The organism is Photobacterium sp. SKA34, assembly GCF_000153325.1.
Lineage (GTDB): Bacteria > Pseudomonadota > Gammaproteobacteria > Enterobacterales > Vibrionaceae > Photobacterium.
The window spans coordinates 580,171-602,028 of record NZ_CH724142.1 but is presented as its reverse complement, the minus strand read 5'-3'; the positions used below and the strand labels follow the sequence as shown (position 1 = coordinate 602,028).

Genomic DNA, 21,858 nt, shown 5'->3' with positions numbered 1-21,858 from the left:
AATAGAAAAGCCGACTGAGCACTAGAAAAATAGTCACAGTCGGCTTTTTAATAGCAGATGAATAAACGGCTTACTTTATCCCTTCTTCTTTAAATCGTTCGGCTATACGTTTTTGAATCTTTGGACCTAATTTCTTTCCAAACTCTTGTCCAGCTATCATGCCTTCTTTGCTGATAAGAGGCATTACTCGAATTATCTTTTTACCAAATTCTGTATTGTTAATTTCAATCATCTTACGTAGTTCACCTTCAGTGAAATGCTTACTGTAGATTGGGTACATCATGGTTTTGAAGGCGTCATTGATTAAAAACTCTTCATCCATGATGGCGATGATCTCCTCTTCTACAATGTCAAACGCTTTGGGGTTAATATCGGGTTTAGATTGCTTCAAGATCAAAGTCATTTGCTGAGTGAACAATTCTGAATACTGTCTACCGACAGCAACGGCGGATTGCCCCGTTTGTGCTAATAGATTATCTATCAGTAGTTTTTTGGATGCTGGGATGTCGTTAATGGCTGCTGAGATATTAAATGACAGTGCAAGCAAGGCTGCTGTTATGATCTTTTTAATAAACATATTCATACCGTAATTTATATGTGTATTAGGGGTCTTAGCAAAAAAATGCTCTAGATATAAACTAGAGTATAAGTTGTGTGAAACCGATCGGCTAGGAGACTTAGAATAAGTGGTCAGTTAAGTGGTAATGGGGAAAAGGAGTTACCGCTGTATATGCCATGGAGTGATATATACAGCGGATATGATTAACTAGCGCAAACTGAGCAAGTTGGTTGTTTCATTAACTTCATTTCTCGCCAGCTCATTGTGAGCGCATCTAGCATGAGTAGTTTACCTGTTAGTGGTGTCCCCATGTTGGCAACCACTTTGATTGCTTCCATAGCTTGAACGGCACCAACGATGCCGACAACAGGCGACATAATGCCCGCTTCAACACAGCTTAATGTTTGTTGACCAAATAGGGCACTTAAACACTGATAACACGGCTCGTTATCTTGGTAAGTGTAAACACTGATTTGACCTTCCATACGAATTGCTGCGCCAGAGATAAGCGGCGTTTTGGTTTTAAAGCATAGGCGGTTAAGTTGATTACGGGTATCAACGTTATCGCTACAATCTAAAACAATGTCGTGGCTTTCAATGAGTGGTAGTAACGCTTCATCGGTTAAGCGTTTGGCTATGGTATCTACTGTAAGATATGGGTTAATACGACATAACGCTTCTTTTGCAGAATCGACCTTTAATAGGCCAACCGTAGCATCATGGTGTAACACCTGACGCTGAAGGTTAGAAACTTCAACCTTATCATCATCAATCAGGGTTAACTTACCCACACCAGCAGCGGCTAAGTATTGTGTTGAAGCACAGCCTAAACCACCAGCACCAAGAATAAGCATAGAAGAAGCCTTTAATGCTTCTTGGCCTTCAAAATCAAACTGACGCAAAATGATTTGACGGTTATAACGCAGCATTTCATCATCTGTCAGTTCAACGTTATTCATGTTATCTGTTGTCATTAAAAATACCGGTTGCTTAGTACAAGGTGTGGTTGAAGATTTCGATAGTTACATCTTCACCCGCTTGAACACGACCACGATCTTGCTCTAGAACTACAAAGCAGTTTGCAAGGTGCATTGAACTAAAGGCACCTGAACCTTGATTGCCTGTTGTCGCTACTTCTAATTGGCCTTCAGCGTTAATATTGTAAATACCACGTTGGAAATCGGTTCGACCAGGGCGTTTTTTAAACATTGTTGTCGCTTTCGCTTTTACACGGACAGGCGGTTGGTATTGGCTGTTACCTGCTAGTTTCGCCAGCATAGGTTGTACTAGCTGGTATAAAGTCAGCATTGCTGATACTGGGTTGCCCGGTAGGCCACAGAACCATGCATTATTGATTTTACCAAACGCGAAAGGTTTACCTGGTTTCATGGCAATTTTCCAAAAACCGATTTGACCTTCTTGATCTAAAATATCTTTGGTGTAATCCGCCTCACCGACACTCACACCACCCGATGTGATTAATACGTCAGCTTCTGTTGAGCCTTTTAAAAATGCGTCACGCAGTTTTTCAGGGCAGTCGGGAATAATGCCTAAATCTAATACTTCGCAACCAAATCTTTCTAGTAGGGCGCGAATACCGTATCGGTTGCTATCGTAGATTTGACCGGATTCTAATATTTCACCTACTGGGCGTAATTCGTCACCTGTAGAAAAGAAAGCGACTTTCGGGCGGTGGTAAGTGTCAAGCTCTGCAATACCGAGTGATGCAAGTAAAGGCATTTCACGTGCTGTTAAACGAGTACCTGTTACCAGTACAGTTTCACCAAGGCTAACGTCATCACCAATTGGGCGCACGTTATCGTTCGCTTTTGGCTTGATATTAAATGTAATGTTCTCACCATCAACAGAGGTTTCTTCTTGCATTATAACGGTATCAGTACCGGCTGGCATTTCAGCACCCGTCATAATACGGATACATTGACCTTGCTGACATTCACCTTCAAATGGAACACCTGCAAAAGATTTACCTGCTAAAACCAATGTATCTGAATTCGCTAAATCTTCCGCACGTAGCGCGTAACCATCCATTGCCGAGTTCGCAAATGGTGGTACGTTGATAGGCGAAAGTATATCTTGCGCTAGCACTAATCCCATTGCATCGGCTAATGCTACCGTTGATGTTGTAGTTGTAGAGGAAACTTGCTCAAGAATATTTTCAATGGCAGTTTCAACGGGCATAAGGCCTGGTACGTCGCAGCATCCCATAATGGTATCCATCTCGTTATTGTTTAATTTGAATCATAGTGGCGTTGAAGCAAGAGCATCAGTAAAATGCTAAATATTAATAGCCTTTAAAGCCACGCATTAAATCACTTAATTATGATTTTACCCTTTATTGTTAAGGGCTGTAAGGGATTGATTATGCCAAAATTAGGCCAATTGGACTAATCCCTAATAAATGGGAGGTGTAATTATTTCCATTTGGAGGTATTCTGCGTATGTTTTTAGCGCTGGCGAGCGAAAACAGGCTTGTTTTATTGCATTTCAGCCTGTGCCAGTTGGAGGAAAAGAATGACAGCATTAAGTGAATCTGCAGTACTAGTACGTGATGCATTAGCAGCCCGTGGTCTTGAAACCCCAATGGTTGAACAAAATGTTAGCCGCGAAGAGAAAAAAGAAAAGATTGAATACCACATGCGTGAGATCTTATCGTTACTCGCGCTAGATCTGACTGATGATAGCTTGGTTGAAACCCCGCACCGTATTGCGAAAATGTACGTTGATGAAGTGTTTTCTGGCCTAGACTATGCCAATTTTCCTAAAATCACTGTCATTGAAAATAAAATGAAGTGTGATGAAATGGTGCGAGTTAAAGACATCACGTTAACCAGTACGTGTGAGCACCATTTAGTAACGATTGATGGTAAAGCGACTGTTGCTTATATTCCACGTGGGAAAATTATTGGTTTATCCAAAATTAACCGTATTGTTCGTTTCTTTGCTCAGCGTCCACAAGTTCAAGAGCGTTTAACACAACAAGTATTAGTCGCTCTTCAAACATTATTAGAAAGTGATGATGTTGCAGTAACTATTGATGCAACGCATTATTGCGTGAAAGCGCGTGGTGTTATGGATGCAACCAGTGTAACCACTACCACAGCACTTGGCGGTATTTTTAAGAAAAATTCAGCGACGCGTGCAGAGTTTTTGAACGGTATTCGTTAAACAATAGTTTGCGCTATTGTTGAAATTAAAAAAAACAGCATGTGCTATTAATAAATGAACAGAAATGCTAGTCCTTTATTGACTAGCATTTTTTTATCTCATACTACTGAATTATCGATTTTCTGGCTTATATATTAAAGGTCGCAGATGGATTTAATTAAACTTTCTCGTATAAGTATGAAACACTTAATTACGTTGCACGTAATGCTAGATACGTTAAGTGTTACGGCATGTGCAGAGCGATTATGTGTAAGCCCTTCATCCGTTAGTAAAACCCTCAGTCAATTGCGTGATAATTTAAATGACGAGCTCTTTTATCGTCATGGCAATAAGCTAATTTCTACTCCTTTAGCTCGTAGGTTAGGCCCTACGGTTCACCAAATGATCAGCGATATGAATCAGATCATGACCAAAGAGGCGTTTCTGCCTGAGGAGTATGAAGGGAGTTTCTCACTTGCGATGCGTGAAAGTACTTTTGAATTAATCGCTGGTGGGCTTTATGCTCATGTCTTAAAAAAGGCGCCGAATGTCCGTTTTGATATTTGGTCTAAAGACAGTATTGGTTTTGATGGTTTAACCAAAGGCATGTTGGATTTTGTGATTTTGCCACACGATCTGAGTCAACCACCATTGATGCAAAATAACTTAGTTTGGCAGACACTGTTTACCGATGAGATGGTTTGCTTAATGGCGCATGATCATCCTCTCGCTGATAAAGAGCTGACCATAGAGAATTATTTAAATTATGGTCATATTGGTATCTTAGATAGTGATTTAAGTGTGCCATTTTTTGAAATGCAATTAACTCAACAGCATCACAAACGAAAAGTGGTTGTGAATGTCGCGGATTTTGGTGGTGCAGCAACGATGTGCCATAACAGTAATCTGTTATTTACCTGTTCTAAACGATGGGCCAGTACCGCCTTACAGTCAAAGGCGCTGGTAGCAAAGCCGTTACCTTTTAATTATGGTAAGGTTGCTTATAGTTTAGTGTGGCATCAACCGAGTATGAATGATCCAGCGGTTCGTTGGTTACATCAACAAATTTTGCTTCTTTGTGGTATTGAGAGTTAAATTAATTTTATTTACAATAGGTTAGCGCTTATTTGATGACGCGCTTCTGACGTCATTGTTATTGGACTCGTTATGCAGATCTCATTTATCACTACGACAAAAAATATGGATGAGCCGTTCTTTATTTTGTTTACAATAAATAAATAGCCATCTCGATGGCAAAGAGAGCCTTTAATCTATCGTCATATTTGCTGTGCAAGGTTTCGATAAATCACGAATAGAACAGCATATACCGACTGCTGAATCTCTTCGCTAATATTGCGAATACCTCCAGCAGGCGGAATATACTCAACCTATATTTAATACATAGCTGGCGTGACGAGACTTTGTACGCCACGCTTTGATAATCCATCAGCTAAGTTATTAATCTCTTGTTGGTTACACTCTTCCCAATTGAGCGCATCACGCACAACACCATGATGCCTGAAGGCGTTGAGCTTTATTTTCACACTGCTTGAAAATGGACGTAAGTAATACGCCACTTTTTCAATCTGCTCCATAAAATCTGTTTTATTAGGAATATGTAGCAGCCTTATTTCATGTAATTTTTTTTGAGCATGGAGAAAGTTCATCGTTTCAAAAACGCGATGGTTACTTCTGTTGGTTAACCATTTATGCGTTTCATCATGCCAAGCTTTTAAATCAATCATCGCACCATCAAGGTAGGGGTTAAGGTGTTTCCACCCCGTTACGCTTAAACTGCCATTACTGTCTATCATGCAAGTTAAATGTTTCAGTGATGCAGTTGTTTTTATCAAACGAAACAACGAAATAATAAAAGGTAAATTAAGTGATGCTTCTCCACTTGAAACGGTAATACCATTAATCAATAATCTATTTTCACGAATTTTTTCAATTAATTCATAAACAGTCATTGTCATGGTTTTGGGGCTCGCTTGATGAGGACAAACCTCAATACACTTATCACATTCAGTACATAACGCTTTATTCCACACCACTTTAGTTTTTTCATTTTCCGTATGAATTGTTTGTAATGCTTGTGTTGGACAATGCTTAACGCAGTCTGCACAATGGTTACAAATACCGATGATTTGTGGGTTATGGCAATTTTTGCAGTTGTAGTTACATCCTTGAAAAAAAATCACCATTCGGTTGCCTGGTCCATCAACACACGAAAAATTAAGTATCTTACTAATAGTGGCTGAAATCATTTACTTGTTAACTCTTAATTCTCTATAGAGAAATGTGAATAATGAGGTGTTTGCTCGTGACTTAACACACGAGGTAGACGTTTTAAAATGTCGGTTTGTTCGCTGGCTTCTGAGCCTAACCACGTTGTATTGGTCCGTGAGCCTGCTTCTTTGAATTTAGCAACATCAGAAAGTTTAATCATATAGCCCGTTACTCGAACAAGATCGTTAGAGTGAACGTTTGCAGTAAATTCACGGAACCCCATATTTAGTGCGCCTTTACATAACGTAACCATGGCAAGTGGATTTTGTTTAATGGTTTCATCAATGGTTAAAATATCGCTGATCCCTGATAGATAATACTGATGATGTGCAGCCAACGCTTTAATATGTAAAACAGGATCAGGTTCTGTACCATAAGGGATACGAATTCCTGGTGTTACGTTTTGATCGCAGCTAATGCCACCTTGAGAGTGCAATAGCGCTCGTTGTTTATAACCATATTTCACTGGTGTATTCGTGACAATGTCACTTAATAGTTGAGTAATAGATAATGCTAATGCATTAGCTGAATCACTGTGACCATATTTTTCTGTTGAGCCTGATTTTTCCAATAATAAATTGACCGCTTCAGCCATACCATAGATACCAAACATTGGAGCAAAACGGTTTTCATCAATTAATTGCTCTTGTACTAAAAAGCTATCAAAGAAGTTTGAATCTTCATGAAGAAATGCTGAACGCGCCTCAATGAGTCCGAAAGTCATTTGGCAATAATGCGGTAGCACTTGGTTGATGAAGCTATCTACATCTATTGCTTTTTCTGCAGCCGCTTTTAAGTTTAAGCGAACAAGAGTATTTGCACCGCCGGCTAATGGCAGTGAGTTGTAGCAGCTAACAATACCAAAGCCTTGCTTACCAAACGTATTTTTAAACATTGGATAGTTGGCAATGTGGGGCTTACTGCATTCACAAATATTTTGACAAGCTTGTTCGAGTAAAGAGATTGGCGATACTTCAGCGTCGTACATAAAAGTAAGGTTAGGTGCGACTTGCTTAAGCTCTGCATCGATTTTTAAAATGGTACGGCAAATAATATTATCCGTTGGCCCAATATTGGCATGCATGAACGCATCGGGTAGTGTGCGGTCGAGCATAATCCAAAAACGCTTTAACTTGTTGTAAATATCAGCTTCAGACTCACTATGAACAAACGGTAACAATAAATCATCAAGTTGACCGATATAAACGGGATAGTTAGTTACAGAAGGGACGTGATGATAAATAATGGTGAGCGCATTGAGTGCATCATCCAGATTTTGTGCCGGGGTTAGCTCGAAATAGCGTGAACCATTCTGTAAATATTTAGCATAGTCGGGTAGTACGTAGCGAGGCTTAAAAGGCGCATTACCTTCGAACATATCACAGATAATACCTTCATTTTTTGCTACTAAAATTTCGTCACTCACTGACACATAGTCTACAATAGCTTCAGCCTCGAGAGAGAGAAACAATGTTTTTTGTTTCGGGCTTAGTGTAGAAGAAGTAATAATCTGTTTCATTTTGGATTGTAATGACATTACTAGTACCGTGCATTGTTATAGTTTGCCGGCACTTTAGATGAGATTTCTCATTTCCAGAAGTGAAAAAGAATTAAAGTATATTTTCCAAAATGGAAAAGTGAGTTATATAAGGGAACAATATGAAAAAGTGGACAGTTTTATTCGCCGCTATCGGTTTGGGTATCGCACTAGTTGGGTGTAATAAAGAAGAGCAAAAACAACCAGAACAACCAAAAAAGGAAGCAGTTGGTATGGCTAATCCAGCTTCTGTTTACTGTGAAGAGCAGGGCGGAAAACTTGAAATTAAAAAAGAAGAAAAAGGTGAGGTGGGATACTGTCACTTAGCGGATGGTAAAGTTGTAGAAGAGTGGGCTTTTTACCGCGAAAACAATAAATAGATTTATTTTTGAGCAAAATTGTGGCGTTCTCACTATAAAATGCGGACTCACTCGCACTAATAAATATTTTAGATAAATGGTGTTTTTATGAACACCATTTTAAATTGCGTTTTTTTTTGCCTTTTAAATCAATGCGATAATTTTATGTTATGTGTGATATTCAATATAAAAAATCGTGATAGGGTATATTTATCGTTTAAAGTTGCGTTATTTGAATTGTATCGTGATTGAAAATTTGACTAAATATACCCATATTGGCCTTTATGCAGGCTATTTTTTTTGTGTACCGTATATGAGCGTTACAAAGTAGTAAATGTACGTTTGGTTATTTTAATACGGATATCTTTCTTCTTTTATTAGATAAGGATCGCTTTGAAGATGTTTAATTCTCAGCGTGTTGTCACTCAACGTTTCAGCAAGCTTCTTGCTTTATCTTTGATTCTTCCGAGTAGTGCTTTTGCTGTTGAATCGGCACACATTGCACCGCATAACTATGTGAATATTACAGGCACGGATAAAGCTTCTGTGGTATTTCCCCCTGTAAGTGATAGAGAAGCTCCTGTAGCAAGTACAGGTAATGTTGATTGGTCTTCTTTAAATAACCAAACAGTGTTTAGCACCAACACACTTTGTTCAGATTCGGTAAATAACGTTTGTTTTAAGCCTCAGATTGAACAAGCGTATACTGAGAATAAGTTCTACCCCTTTTGGCAAAACAAAGCACTGCGCGATGAGTTTGAATTACAGTTAAAAGCCGTTGTAGATACAAAAATGCTACCTGGGTTAGCGCAACGTCTCTCCGAGCTGAATAAACTTGAGAGTGAGCATAACGAACAAGGTTATGATTTGTTAGCGACTGATACTTATTATGTGTATCGCGCATTCCAAAATTATATTGCAACTCACCGTGATGTATTGTTCTTGTCTAAACCTATTCGAATGAGTAAGTCGATGACCAAATACGCCAATGGCGTTGATGCTTATCCAATGACACTTTCGAAACTTGAACAATTCCGTCCTGGTTATATTTCATTCCTACCAACAATGGATGCGATTGCCAAATACCAGAATTTGCCCGCTCACACCTTAGTAAAATCGAACTTTAAGCAGGCTTACCGCAAAGGGGCAACACTGCCTAATGGGCATGAGCTGATTAAGGTATTATATACGCTTGGTGATATGGATCAGGCTGATTATGACCGTTTATCTGTTGAACCTAATATCACGAATACAGGTGCTGTTTTTGAAAGCTTGAAAACATTCCAAAAACGTCATGGTTTAGCAAATGATGGTATTATTGGTGCAGCAACTGTTCAGCAACTTGTTATGCCTTATGGGGATATTGCGCGTCGTTTAGCATTGAATAAGCTACGTGTAGCTACCTTAAATAAGCATACTGAAGGTCGTCCTCATATTTGGGTTAATATTCCTAACTATAAGTTAGAAGTGTTTGATAAAGGTAACGTTGTATTTGAATCTAAAGTGATTGTTGGTCGTGATAACCGACCAACAAACTTATTCTCATCTGCGATTACGACTATGGTTGTAAACCCATACTGGAACGTGCCTATTACAATCAAGCAGCATGATGTTATTCCGAAAGTGAAACACGACATCGATTATTTAAAGCAGCATAATATGCAGATTTTAAATAGCTGGCGTGATCGCACTGTGATTTCACCGAGTAGCATTAATTGGGAAACAGTGAACCCAAAAACATTCCCACACGAGTTTCAGCAAGGCCCTGGCCCACGTAACTCTCTTGGTCGTGTTAAATTCCTTATGCCAAATGATTATGCGATTTTCTTGCATGATACACCATCACGAGGATTGTTTAGCAAAAACAAGCGTGATTTAAGCTCTGGCTGTGTAAGGGTTGAACGTGCTTATGATCTTGCTAATTATGTGATTGAGTACCAAAATCGTGGCAACATTCCAAAATTCAAACAAATGTTAGATGCACAAAAGCAAAAAACAGTGAGTTTATCTAAACGTATTGATGTCGATTTTGTATATCTCACAGCATGGGTTGATCATGATGGCAATGTACAAATGCGTGAAGATATCTACGGTTATGACTCACCAAGTGCAAACAAGATTAAAAATAAATTTATTACGATGAAAGATTTTGTTAAAAACTAAATCGTAATAAAGATATAAACCAGCACTAGGTTGCTGGTTTTTTTATACTTAAAATAAGTGATACTCATCAATTTGCGTAATGAAAGCATGATAAATGCTAGGTTAAGCGTGCCATCCTCGTTACTATAAGTGTGCCTGTAATCAAAAATAAAGAAGGTTAACGTGTTAAAAGCTATTTTTCTCGATATGGATGAAACCTTGTGTGCAACGTCTTTAGCTGACAAACATGCCGCGAATGAATTGAAATTATATGTCAGTGATTTATTCCCACAATTAAATGTAGACATGTTTTTAGAACGCTATATTGCAGGTGTATATAAAAAACTTAATGATGAGTTACCTGAGTTAGTGCCACTATTAACCGATGAACTTTATTTCCGTCAAAACCTGATTCTTGTGTTATTTAAAGAGCAGGGTATTGAGCTATCTTTTGAAGCCGCAGTTGCTATTCAAGCATGCTTTGATCAATCGCGTATGGCTAGCTTTGACTTTTTTCCTCAGATGAAAGAAACGCTGGTGGCATTACGCAAATCATACCAATTGGTTGTTATTACTAATGGCCCTGTTTTTTCACAACATCCCAAGTTAGCAGCAACAGAAATGCAGCAATATGTTGATCATATTATTGTGGGTGGGGAAGAGCCTGAGGAAAAACCAGCATTAAGTATTTTTGAAAAAGCACTAGGCTTGGTGAGCTGTAAACCGGAAGAGGTTATCCATATGGGGGATTCTCTGGCGGCAGATATTGAAGGCGCTAAAAATGCAGGCATTAAAAGTATATGGGTTGATACTCAAAAAGACAGCGATCATCAGCAATTAGCGATTATTAAGCCTGACTATATTGTTGCAAACCCTGCTGACATTCAAGCTATTATCGCTAAATTAGCTTAGACAATAACGATAAAAAACGCCACAGATTTACTGTGGCGTTTTTTTACTTTTTACTAATGATTGATAGGTGTATGTTCATCGTTACGTGTTTTCCATAGTGAGGCGCCAATAGCGATGGAAATAGTAAGAATTATTACACACAGTGATGCCGCTGTTGGGATAGCCCAAGCAGTACCTACTAAAAGCATTTTCAAGCCAATAAAACTTAGAATAAATGCTAGTGCGACACGTAGGTAGCAGAAACGCGTTAACATACCCTCAAGTACAAAATACAGTGAGCGTAAGCCTAACAATGCAAATACGTTAGCAGTGAACACCAAGAATGGTTCACGTGTTACCGCAAAGATCGCAGGAATAGAGTCGAGTGCAAACATGACATCGGTAAGAGCGATGACTGCAACCACAACAAGTAATGGTGTAGCTAACCAACCATGTTCCCCTTTAACGAACATTTTATGGTCGTGATAATCATCAGTGACTTTAAAGAAGCGCTTTACAATGCGTACAGGTAACGCATCTGAGAAATCTTCTTGTTCTTCTTCATCTTCTTTCCAGAGTTTGAAACCAGTATAAAGAAGGAAAACAGCAAAGATGTACATAACCCAATGGAAGTCATCCAATAGTTGAGCGCCGACTGCGATCATACCACCACGTAAAATAAGCGCACCGACAACGCCGAGCATTAATACGCGCGGACGTAAACGCTCAGGTACCATAAATTGGCTAAAAATTAGGGCAAAAACAAATAAGTTATCAACACTTAATGATTTTTCTAATAAGTATCCTGTTACAAAAGCAGTTGCTGCTTTTGAATTACTGTAGGTACTTTCTGGTGCCATCAACTGCCAATTGAAGTAGATAAATACCGCAAATAAGAAAGCGAGAAAAACCCAGAATACACTCCAGATAGCTGCTTTCTTAATGGACACTTTACCACCACGTGTTTGATATAAATCTAACGCAAACATTAACACTGTTAATACAGCGAACCCTTCATAGCTAAAAAGGCTCATAGAGTCTCTCTCCTAAAAATCGACTTTAAAACGATAACGCATTGCTATTTTATAAAATTAACAATAAATATAAGTGTTTTATAAATATAAAGTTATATGCCTATAAAAAAGGCAATATAGTTTGGTAACAATCAGTTATCGCATAAAGATTAAAAACACGGAAGGCAGGGTAAAAGGGTGTTTCACAATCAACCTTACGCGCATTAAAAAACTCAAACCTCTGAGTGTTTGAGTATGATTGCACTTATGTGCAAGCGATAATGGCATTGGTCTCGTCAAAATGGTGCATGAATAATAATGCAAATCCATTCACGGCTGCCGGAAGTGTAAACTTCGAGATGACGACAGACGAACAATTGTGACTACTCCCCAAAACAGGGCAATTTTAGTCTTCTATTAACAATTTTTCCAGTCGTTTTTCAAAATGATTACCATACAAAGATGTTAAATAATGATACGGCGTTTTTATAGGTAACATTGATGATTTAAATATATCGATTGACTGTTATTCTCAACAGTTCGAGCGAATAGCTAAAGGTGTATGTTGGCGTATTAAATGGATTTTTATTTTTGTATTCACAGAATAAATGGTTATGTAACATGCACAATCGTAATTTGGTAGTGATAATAAAAGGTTTCACATTGTTAAATATATGTTTTTAAGGTGTTTTTTATAATGTTAAATCAAGTATTTGATGTGATCTTGATCGCAAATTGAATTTGGGTGATTTAGTTTGTTATTAAAGTAGTCGTATAGTCATAGGAGCACTTAGTTAATGATAGAAGATGTTATGTTTCTACCTAAGGATAGTTATGGAAACAATGTTGAACACATCAGAAAAAGAGCTAATCATATTTGATTATACGCACTTCCTCTCGCTTCTTTGTAATCAAAAATGGACATTTATTGATGTTGTTAAAAACATCATTCCATCTTTTAAATTAAATATTAAAACAGGCATAGATTCACAATTAAGCCTAGCAGAAAAGTTACATCATCAGGCATTGAAAGTATTATCAAGTAGTGCCAGTGATACACATAATATTATTCGATTATTAGTATTATCACGAAATGAAGGCATTAAAAGTATTTTGTTATTATTACCTTTTGCCTTAGAAGAAGAACAATTAAAAAAAATAGAACAAAAAGGAAAGTGTAAATTAGAAAAAGAAAATGGCAATAGTGAAAGGTTACTCATTACCTTATTATGAAATAATATATAAAGAAGGTGTTGTAGGCACCTTCTTTATATGTGTTTTTATTAAAATTACCAGAACAACCAAGTAAACATTGTTAGAAATGTAATACACAATATATTGAGATAAATACCTACGCGCATCATTTCTTGTTGTTTAATAAATCCTGTACTAAATACGATCGCATTAGGTGGTGTCGCAACAGGCAGCATAAAGGCACAAGAAGCAGCGATAGCAATAAGTGCTGATAACACAACAGGTGATACCCCTAATGCTTCTGCAACAGTTGCAAATACAGGGATTAACAATGCGGCACTGGCTGTATTGCTTGCAAACTCTGTGAGAAAAACAACAAAGATAGCAACAACTAAAATAGTAAGAAATAATCCCGCTTGGTTTAAAAATGTACTTAACTCTTGTGCTAAGAAGACACTTGTTCCTGTGGCTTTTAGTATATTACTCAGACATATACCTCCACCAAATAGAATAAGTACCCCCCAGTCTGTTGACTTTTGAATATCTTTCCAGCTTACCACTCGTGACACACATAATAATACGATGGCGCTTAATGCAATAAGCGTGTCAAATTTAGCGAACCCACCTAAAAATGCGTTAATTGGTTTGCTGAAAATCCAACAGCTAACTGTTAGAAGGAAGATAGCTAAAGTAAGAAGTTTTCCTTTTGTCCAAGATACAGGGGTGTGGTCAATCTCAAAGGTATGATTTAAATTTGGTTTGAGAAGAACATATAACAGGCCAACGGTTAGCGGTAACAAGAAAAGAGTCACAGGTACACCAAAGTACATCCACTCGGTAAAGTTTAACCCAGCTTCTGCGGCAGCAATGGCATTAGGAGGGCTGCCGACAATCGTGGCAATGCCACCAATACTTGCACAATAAGCAATACCAAGTAGGGTAAACACATAAGTGTTATGGCCTGTTTTACTATTAACCTTATTCAATACGCCTAAAACTAATGGCAGCATCATTGCGGTTGTTGCTGTATTACTTATCCACATTGAAAGCCCTGCCGTTACACCAAATAGCATTAATACAGCGATAGACATTTTGCCTTTTGCCGCGATTAATACTTTGTCTGCAATGACTTGATCGAGTTGCTGCTTATGCAGTGCCGCAGCTAACGCGAAGCCTCCTAGAAAGAGAAATATAATTGGATTGGAGAAGTTAGCTAATGCTTGCTGAGTTTGAAAAACACCAAAGAATACGGCGAGTAAAGGAACTAGAATGGCAGTGACACTGACATGTAAAGCTTCAGTTAACCAAAGTACAGCGATAAAGCTTAATATACTAAGTCCTAATGTGACATTGGCTTCAAATGGTAGCGTGTTTAGTAGCGTTAAAAATAAAAGTATATCAGCAAGGATAATTAAACTATTGCGATTCAATATCCATTGTTTAATCGTGAGTGTGAGCGCTGTCATTGCGTTTCTCCAATAGCAAGAGGCCAGTAGTTAATGCATCAATTTGCGCTGCTAATATAAGGGTTGTTAACGGTATAGTTTGAGACATATGCATATAATTGGTTAATTTTAAGTAATAATTAAGTGTTTTATTTGTTTCTACTCTGTTGAAATAAAATGACATTTTACTTTTCGTTCTAATCCTTATGAAAATAGAGCAATATCATTCTTAAATGAGTAATAACTTGGGTGTCGTTCACAAAAAGTGGCCGCTGTAACTTTAGTTACTTGTGCTAATATATTTATCGACAAGATATTGACGTTTAAATGGACGGTAATATTTAAGGATGCAGAAACAAATGAAAAGTGCAGAGCTAAATAAGAAAATTAAAGCTGACGTTCTTCATTATATGAAAGATATAAAGCATAGGTTTATGAAGATGATGAAAGAAAAAAAGCTAAAGACAGAAGTACAAGCCAGTGAAACCACTGGCTTTATGTTTTACTCTGAAGTATTGCTTTCTTTCGGTGTCAAATTATCTAACTGTTTTTGATTATTAATTGCAGAAGATGGCACAGTATCTTCACTGATAACAGTAGCAGGTGCGGGTTTAATGATAGGTTCTTTGGGACCTAGAAACTTAGGTTGTACATTTAGTATAAACAGATCACTTAATGCTTTAACACGAGCAAGTACTTCTCGAATACGAATTTTAAGTTGCGCAGTACCATTGGGTTCATGTACTGCCAAACATCTTGCTTTAATTTTATAGGTATCAGCAATAAATAGTGCGCGTTCGCAGTGGAATTGTTGGGTAATAATTGTAAAATTATCAGCTTCAAACACTTCTTTTGCGCGGACGATAGAATCAAGCGTTCGAAACCCTGCGTAATCTAAAACAATCTTGTCGTCAGGAACACCTGCTTTTAATAAATCTCGCTTCATCGTCCAAGGTTCATTATAAGAGCGATGTGCATTGTCACCGCTGAGCAAGAAATAATCTATTTTACCTTGCTTATATAAATCTAATGCCGCTGTAATACGATATTCATAATATGGGTTTAATGTTTTAGCTATATATTTACTTGTTCCAAGAACTAATCCCACAGAATGCTTTGGTACTGTAGAGATTTCATGATAAATGCGATCAGATGTACGAGCTGAAACCCAACGATCAAATAACAATAATGTTGAAACAAATAAGATACAGATAACTGCAGAAATACGGATTAGATTGAGCAGTTTCATAATTATCCACGAAAGTACAAAGTTCTTAATTTATATCTTACCTTAATCATTTAATAAAATGTCTATTTATTAAGGGGTAAATGTCTGCGTTTTGTCATTTTATTTTATGACTGCTGAAATAATATTCAATAATAACAAGTAAAAAGAGAAGTATTACTTTCACCAAAAAAAGGTGCCTGATTGGCACCTTTTTTAATTGAGGTTTAGAACGAAGTTCGTTTGTAACGACGATATTCTGATTTCCAGAAGTTAGCATCGATTTTTTCTCTGATACGTTCATCGGAGTTTTTAGGTGCTTTATGTTGTTCAACCGCTTTCTTTGCAACGGCAAAAGCAATTTTACGAGAGACTTTCTGAATCTCTTCTAACGGTGGTAATAGAGGACCATGACCATGAATAGCAAGTGGTGAACACTCTGCTAATGCTTGGCTACTTTCCATTAGCATTTCATTGGTAACACGGCGAGCATTAACCGCTAATACCCCTAAACCAATACCTGGGAAAATGTAACTATTATTACATTGTGCGATTGGATAAGTTTTGCCTTCATAAACCACAGGCTCAAATGGTGAACCTGTAGCAACCAATGCGTTACCATCCGTCCAACGAATGATATCAAATGGTGTTGCCTCAACACGGCTTGTTGGGTTAGAAAGTGGAAAAATGATAGGGCGCTCACAGTGCGCGTACATTTCACGGATCACTTCTTCACTAAATAGTCCCGGAACACCTGATACACCGATTAAAATCGTCGGTTTTGCATTACGCATAACATCAAGGAGTGAGATGTTATTATCTGCCACATCCCAATCTGCTAATTGTGTATTTTTCTGAACAAGTGCTTGTTGGAAGTTAAGTAGATTTGGCATTCCATCAATGAGTAGGCCCCAACGATCAACCATGAATACTTGGCTGCGAGCTTGTGCATCAGAAATACCTTCAGACACCATTTGTGCAATAATCGCTTCTGCAATACCACAACCTGCCGAGCCTGCACCAAGGAAGGTTACACGTTGCTCTGACAGCTTATTGCCTGCTGCTTTACATGCTGCGAGTAGAGAGCCAACAGTTACCGCCGCTGTACCTTGAATATCATCGTTAAAGCAACAAACTTTATCTTTGTAACGCTCAAGTAAAGGCATTGCATTTTTTTGTGCAAAATCTTCAAATTGAATTAATGCTTCAGGCCAACGTTGTTTAACTGCTTGGATAAACTCATCAACAAACGCATCGTACTCTTTACCTGTAATACGGCTATGGCGCCAACCCATGTACATAGGATCTGATAAACGTTGCGGGTTATTAGTACCAACATCAAGTACAACAGGTAGAGTATAAGCCGGACTAATACCACCACACGCGGTGTATAAAGAAAGCTTACCAATTGGAATACCCATACCACCGATGCCTTGGTCACCTAATCCAAGAATACGTTCACCGTCGGTTACTACAATCACTTTTACGTTCTGACGTGAAGCATTGTTTAGCATGTCTTCAATGCGATCACGGTTTGGGTAAGAAATAAATAGACCACGACCGCGACGGTAAATATTTGAGAAATCTTCACACGCAGAACCCACTGTCGGGGTATAGATGATTGGCATCATTTCTGTTACGTGGTTTTCTACCAAACGGTAAAACAAGGTTTCATTGGTATCTTGGATATTTCGGAGATAAATGTGCTTATCCATATCGTTATCAAACTTTAAATATTGCTGATAAGCACGTTCTGTTTGTTCTTCAATAGATTCAATAGCTTCAGGAAGAAGCCCTTCAAGGTTAAAGTACATACGTTCTTCGACAGAGAATGCACTACCTTTGTTTAGAAGAGGTGTTTCAAGCAGTGCAGGACCTGCATAGGGGATATATAAAGGTCTTTTATCGTTGTTCATGCAAATAGACTCTGTAGCTAGAAGATTAAAATTGAAAACAAGCGTGAGTTTTCAGTTGGTCACTAATGCTAGAACGTCAATGATAAGAATACAAAGGGTATGATCACTTATTTAGCAAGTCGTGTCATATTATTTAATAAAATGCTGTTTTTTTAACTAATTGTTGGTTTTGTGACGTTTTATTGCGAGTAAATAATGTAATTAGTTTTATATTTGTGAACCAATGCAATATTTTATAAATTTTCCATTTAACAATATCGTTTATGTCACGACTTGATACTCAATTCAATAAAACTATCCAACTATGGGGTAGAGTAACAATACATTCACGCAAGGAGGTGTGTCATGAAATACTATTTAGCGAAGGTTTCAGTATTAGTCGATGGTAATGTTTACTCTTCAGATGTTAAAGCTGAATCGTTTTTGGAGCGAGATAGGAAGGTAGCAGGGCTTCAAGAAGATCTCGGTCCTCGAGATAGTGTTGTCTCGATTGATTATTTTACATCAAGAATTCACAGCGAAAATAAATAAAATGGATATAGCCACTTATTGATAATAAGTAAGTGGCTTTTATTTGTCTATAAGTTGAGTTGATCAGTAATGCCAAGGGAAGCGGCTAAAATCTTGATCGCGTTTTTCTAGGAACGCATCGCGACCTTCTTGTGCTTCTTCAGTTCCATAAGCAAGACGCGTTGCTTCACCAGCAAAGAGTTGCTGACCGACTAAACCATCATCTGGAAGGTTGAAACCATATTTTAGCATGCGCATTGCTGTTGGTGACTTACTTGTGATTTCTTTACCCCAACGAAGTGCTTCTTCTTCTAATTCAAAGTGATCGACAACCTTGTTCACCATCCCCATTTCATAGGCCTCTTGTGCGCTGTAATTAAAGCCACAGAAGAAGATTTCACGAGCACGCTTTTGACCGATCATCTTAGCTAGATACGCAGAGCCGTAACCTGAGTCAAATGATGCGACATCAGGATCTGTTTGCTTAAACACGGCATGCTCTTTAGATGCTAGCGTTAAATCACAAACAACGTGTAAGCTATGACCACCACCAACAGCCCAACCTGGAACTACCGCGATAACAACTTTTGGCATAAAGCGGATCATGCGTTGAACTTCGAGAATATGAAGTCGACCCATACGCGCAACGTCAGCAGTACCCGTTTCTTCACCTTCATATTTATAGCCATCTTTACCACGAATACGTTGATCGCCACCCGATGAGAATGACCACTGGCCTTTATGAGATGGGCCATTACCCGTTAGTAATACACAGCCTACATCTGACCATTGACGAGCGTGATCGAGTGCGGTGAATAGCTCATCAACTGTTTTTGGACGAAATGCGTTAAGACAATCCGGACGATTAATTGCAATACGAACAGTACCCTGATCTTTTGCGCGATGATAAGTAATATCTTCAAAATCAAAGCCTTCAACTTCGTTCCAAAGATCAGGATTAAATATGGTTTTCGTTGTCATGTGGCGTTGCCTCCATAAGTTGATGCTGTAAGGCTAGGGAGTTACAAAAAAAAGTCAATTTTTCGATGAAATTTGTAGTCTTTACATAAAGAAATAAAACGTAATTGATGATGGAATAAACAATTAGGCTGATATGAATAGCCAGTTTAATGAATATTATGATTCTCACTGACAATGTAGGTAATAATTGCGAAAATAGCTTTGAATTCATTAAAGATATATTAAATATGCAGAACAACTTACCTATAGATAGCATTGAGCAACAATTTAAGACCTTGTTACGTGATGAACATATTGTTGTTGAAGCTGAAACGGGTTCGGGAAAATCAACCCGTTTGCCATTATGGGCGGCTATTTATGGAAAAGTGCTGGTGGTTGAGCCTCGACGGGTTGCTTGTACGTCGCTAGCAGAATATTTATTAACTGAAGATGCAAATCCTAACCAGCTATCCATTGGTTATGCGATTCGTTTTGAACATCACTTTAATGAAAATACGGACATTATTTACGCGACACCCGGTGTTGCATTACGTTGGTTAAGTGAAGGCAATTTAGCTCAGTTTTCAACAATTATTATTGATGAGTTTCATGAAAGACGTTGGGATACTGATCTTCTGCTCGCGTTACTCAAACAGCAACAATCTCATCGTTTAGTTATTACTTCAGCAACGATTGATAGCCAACGGTTAGTTAACTACTTATCTGCACAGCACTTACAAGCTAAAGGACGTAATTTTGCGGTAAATGTGTTGCATCATGCCCATGATAGTCGAGATATGCCTGATGCGATGAACCTTGATAAGCGGATAACCCGTTTGGTTCAAACACATGCTGATAGTCATCAAGATATTTTGATCTTTTTACCCGGAAGAAAAGAGATAGCATCAACGCAAAACGCACTAAAGCAACAGTTTAGTGAGCAAGTACAAGCAGGATTAATCGATATTATTCCATTACATGCATCTGTTACAGATGATGAAAGAAAGCGAGCTTTAACACTAAGTGATAAGCAACGTATTATTGTTGCAACAAACGTAGCTGAAACCTCGATAACCATACCTAGGATTACGTTGATCATTGATTCTGGTTTAGAGCGTCGTACCCACCAGCGAAACGGTCGAACAGTATTATCATTACACGCTATTTCCAACGCAAGTTCAGAACAGCGGAAAGGGCGTGCTGGGCGTGTAACAGATGGTGTGTGTATTCGGTTGTATGGTAAAGCCGCAGCGTTAGAATTATTAACACCACCAGAGTTGCAACGCGAAGAGTTGGTAGAAGCCTATTTGGCTGCTTTATGTTGTAACGCAAGACTTAGCCAACTTTCGTTTATTGATCCTTTACCTGAAAAAACCTTTGTCGCAGCGCAGCAGGCTTTGTTGTCTATGGGGGCTATGACGGAGAATGAAGTTATTACTGATTATGGCCGTTGCTTATATCAACTTCCTATCGATACTTTATTTTCACACTTGATAACAGCAATGGATACCCGAGCAAATAAAGAAGCGATGGTTGATCTTGCTGCTGCATTGTCTATTCCGCAACGGTTATGGCAGCCACCACGCTCAGAAGAAAATATTGAACAATTGTATCGATGGCTGGGTAATGTGTTTTGCGATGCGACCGCCTTAATTAAAATGGTGCGCATGGATGAGTGTCCAGAATGGCTAGCGGTAGATGAAAATATGCTAGCAGAAGCGCGTTTGTTATCAGTTCAAATGCGAGAGTTACTTGAACTTCCAGAGCTGTCCGTTGCTAGCCGATTTAAACGAGATTTATGGCAAGGTTCGGTAATTAAGGCGTTACCTGAATTGGTTTTTCTTCGTCGGGAAAAACGTCAGCAGGCAATGAGTAACGGTATTATTGAAGTCAGTAGTGCAAAAGATTCATTAATTGATAATCAGCCGATAGATGGATCACTATCTCAAGCTATGATCGTATTTGATCAATTTGCTTTACCTGGTAAGGGGGTTAAACAAAACCGCATTTTGGCAACCTGTAGTGCGCCCGTTACATTGTCACAAATAAATGATGCCGAGTTAGTTCAAGGCGAGACTGTTGAAAAACAAGACGGCTCTTTTAAAACTGCGGTGCAAAGGATCTATGCGGGACGGGTGATTAATACTAAATGGATTGAACCTGAAGGGAAATCAGCACGCTCAGCTATAGTCGATATGCTGCTTGTGGGTGAAGTAATGCCTGAGCTTGCACCTCGAATTACCTCAGATATCTCGCAGTGGAATTTATATCTCGCATTGGGTTTATATAATGCAGATTTTGTTAAACGTGCACCAGAGCCTGTTGATGTGACTGAATGGCTATCGCAACAAATCGAAGATTTAGGCATTGAACATATTGATGACCTTGAACTCTTTGAACCTACAGATTTTATCTTTGAGGGAATACCTGAATGGGAACGTCAAGAGTTTGATGAGCGTTATCCGCGTGAAGTGAAACTCACAGATCTTGTGATGACAATAGAATATGACATTCATCGTAAACTTGTTATTGCAAATTATCTGTCGGGCAACCGTAAGCCAGATCCAAAACGATGGGAATTACCACGATGGCAAGGATGGCGAGTGCAATATAGAAAAGCGAGCCGCATTATAGATATTAAGTAGATCTTTAA

18 protein-coding genes are annotated in these 21,858 nt (G+C 38.4%); 8 read left to right on the top strand and 10 right to left on the bottom strand.

The window, feature by feature from the left end:
- Positions 1 to 70 precede the first annotated feature (70 nt).
- From SKA34_RS11685 to moeA, 3 genes are all read right to left on the bottom strand, one after another.
- The gene (locus tag SKA34_RS11685) at positions 71 to 577 is read right to left on the bottom strand and encodes a DUF2059 domain-containing protein (protein ID WP_006645737.1); all 507 of its coding nucleotides are present in this window, start codon (positions 575 to 577) and stop codon (positions 71 to 73) included.
- A gap of 185 nt (positions 578 to 762) precedes the next feature.
- Positions 763 to 1,533 (bottom strand): molybdopterin-synthase adenylyltransferase MoeB, encoded by a 771-nt coding sequence (moeB, locus tag SKA34_RS11680; protein ID WP_006645736.1) that lies wholly within the window; start codon positions 1,531 to 1,533, stop codon positions 763 to 765.
- Between the two features lie 16 nt (positions 1,534 to 1,549).
- Positions 1,550 to 2,785 (bottom strand): molybdopterin molybdotransferase MoeA, encoded by a 1,236-nt coding sequence (moeA, locus tag SKA34_RS11675; protein WP_006645735.1) that lies wholly within the window; start codon positions 2,783 to 2,785, stop codon positions 1,550 to 1,552.
- Positions 2,786 to 3,091: 306 nt separating this feature from the next.
- Here moeA and folE point away from each other — a divergent pair, with 306 nt between their 5' ends.
- Together folE and SKA34_RS11665 are read left to right on the top strand one after the other, a co-directional pair.
- Positions 3,092 to 3,745: a GTP cyclohydrolase I FolE gene (folE, locus tag SKA34_RS11670; RefSeq protein WP_006645734.1), complete on the top strand. Its 654-nt coding sequence runs from the start codon at positions 3,092 to 3,094 to the stop codon at positions 3,743 to 3,745.
- Between the two features lie 147 nt (positions 3,746 to 3,892).
- The gene (locus tag SKA34_RS11665) at positions 3,893 to 4,819 is read left to right on the top strand and encodes a LysR family transcriptional regulator (RefSeq protein ID WP_006645733.1); all 927 of its coding nucleotides are present in this window, start codon (positions 3,893 to 3,895) and stop codon (positions 4,817 to 4,819) included.
- A gap of 299 nt (positions 4,820 to 5,118) precedes the next feature.
- Here the strand turns inward: SKA34_RS11665 and SKA34_RS11660 are convergent, their stop codons facing one another.
- Together SKA34_RS11660 and SKA34_RS11655 are read right to left on the bottom strand one after the other, a co-directional pair.
- Entirely contained in the window at positions 5,119 to 5,991 is an 873-nt protein-coding gene (locus SKA34_RS11660; protein WP_039860317.1) for a YjjW family glycine radical enzyme activase, read from the bottom strand.
- Between the two features lie 14 nt (positions 5,992 to 6,005).
- Positions 6,006 to 7,550: a YjjI family glycine radical enzyme gene (locus SKA34_RS11655; RefSeq protein WP_006645731.1), complete on the bottom strand. Its 1,545-nt coding sequence runs from the start codon at positions 7,548 to 7,550 to the stop codon at positions 6,006 to 6,008.
- A gap of 122 nt (positions 7,551 to 7,672) precedes the next feature.
- Here SKA34_RS11655 and SKA34_RS11650 point away from each other — a divergent pair, with 122 nt between their 5' ends.
- The 3 genes from SKA34_RS11650 (at position 7,673) to SKA34_RS11640 (ending at position 10,963) form a co-directional block, all read left to right on the top strand.
- Positions 7,673 to 7,930, top strand: a complete 258-nt coding sequence (locus SKA34_RS11650; RefSeq protein WP_006645730.1) for a DUF333 domain-containing protein — start codon at positions 7,673 to 7,675, stop codon at positions 7,928 to 7,930.
- Positions 7,931 to 8,308: 378 nt separating this feature from the next.
- Positions 8,309 to 10,072: a murein L,D-transpeptidase gene (locus SKA34_RS11645; protein ID WP_006645729.1), complete on the top strand. Its 1,764-nt coding sequence runs from the start codon at positions 8,309 to 8,311 to the stop codon at positions 10,070 to 10,072.
- Between the two features lie 162 nt (positions 10,073 to 10,234).
- A complete protein-coding gene (locus SKA34_RS11640) occupies positions 10,235 to 10,963 on the top strand; it encodes an HAD family hydrolase (RefSeq protein ID WP_006645728.1) in 729 nt (242 codons plus the stop codon).
- 53 nt (positions 10,964 to 11,016) lie between these two features.
- On the opposite strand, the gene SKA34_RS11635 is transcribed toward SKA34_RS11640, so the two are convergent.
- Positions 11,017 to 11,976 carry a TerC family protein gene (locus SKA34_RS11635; RefSeq protein ID WP_006645727.1) on the bottom strand — a complete coding sequence of 320 codons (960 nt, stop codon included), beginning with the start codon at positions 11,974 to 11,976 and terminating at the stop codon, positions 11,017 to 11,019.
- Between the two features lie 813 nt (positions 11,977 to 12,789).
- Here SKA34_RS11635 and SKA34_RS11630 point away from each other — a divergent pair.
- Positions 12,790 to 13,188: a hypothetical protein gene (locus tag SKA34_RS11630; protein WP_006645726.1), complete on the top strand. Its 399-nt coding sequence runs from the start codon at positions 12,790 to 12,792 to the stop codon at positions 13,186 to 13,188.
- A 56-nt stretch (positions 13,189 to 13,244) separates the two neighbouring features.
- Here the strand turns inward: SKA34_RS11630 and SKA34_RS11625 are convergent, their stop codons facing one another.
- The 3 genes from SKA34_RS11625 to SKA34_RS11615 all read right to left on the bottom strand — a co-directional run bounded on the left by SKA34_RS11625 (position 13,245) and on the right by SKA34_RS11615 (position 17,735).
- A complete protein-coding gene (locus tag SKA34_RS11625) occupies positions 13,245 to 14,615 on the bottom strand; it encodes a DASS family sodium-coupled anion symporter (protein ID WP_006645725.1) in 1,371 nt (456 codons plus the stop codon).
- Between the two features lie 481 nt (positions 14,616 to 15,096).
- On the bottom strand, positions 15,097 to 15,843 hold the full coding sequence (locus SKA34_RS11620; RefSeq protein ID WP_006645724.1) for a vancomycin high temperature exclusion protein: 747 nt from the start codon (positions 15,841 to 15,843) through the stop codon (positions 15,097 to 15,099).
- Positions 15,844 to 16,046: 203 nt separating this feature from the next.
- The gene (locus SKA34_RS11615) at positions 16,047 to 17,735 is read right to left on the bottom strand and encodes an NAD-dependent malic enzyme (protein ID WP_006645723.1); all 1,689 of its coding nucleotides are present in this window, start codon (positions 17,733 to 17,735) and stop codon (positions 16,047 to 16,049) included.
- A 345-nt stretch (positions 17,736 to 18,080) separates the two neighbouring features.
- Between SKA34_RS11615 and SKA34_RS11610 the strand changes: the two genes are divergently transcribed.
- Positions 18,081 to 18,266 carry a hypothetical protein gene (locus SKA34_RS11610; RefSeq protein WP_006645722.1) on the top strand — a complete coding sequence of 62 codons (186 nt, stop codon included), beginning with the start codon at positions 18,081 to 18,083 and terminating at the stop codon, positions 18,264 to 18,266.
- A 63-nt stretch (positions 18,267 to 18,329) separates the two neighbouring features.
- On the opposite strand, the gene SKA34_RS11605 is transcribed toward SKA34_RS11610, so the two are convergent.
- The gene (locus SKA34_RS11605; protein ID WP_006645721.1) at positions 18,330 to 19,226 is read right to left on the bottom strand and encodes a 1,4-dihydroxy-2-naphthoyl-CoA synthase; all 897 of its coding nucleotides are present in this window, start codon (positions 19,224 to 19,226) and stop codon (positions 18,330 to 18,332) included.
- Positions 19,227 to 19,375: 149 nt separating this feature from the next.
- Between SKA34_RS11605 and SKA34_RS11600 the strand changes: the two genes are divergently transcribed.
- Positions 19,376 to 21,850, top strand: a complete 2,475-nt coding sequence (locus SKA34_RS11600) for a helicase-related protein (protein WP_006645720.1) — start codon at positions 19,376 to 19,378, stop codon at positions 21,848 to 21,850.
- Positions 21,851 to 21,858 lie beyond the last annotated feature (8 nt).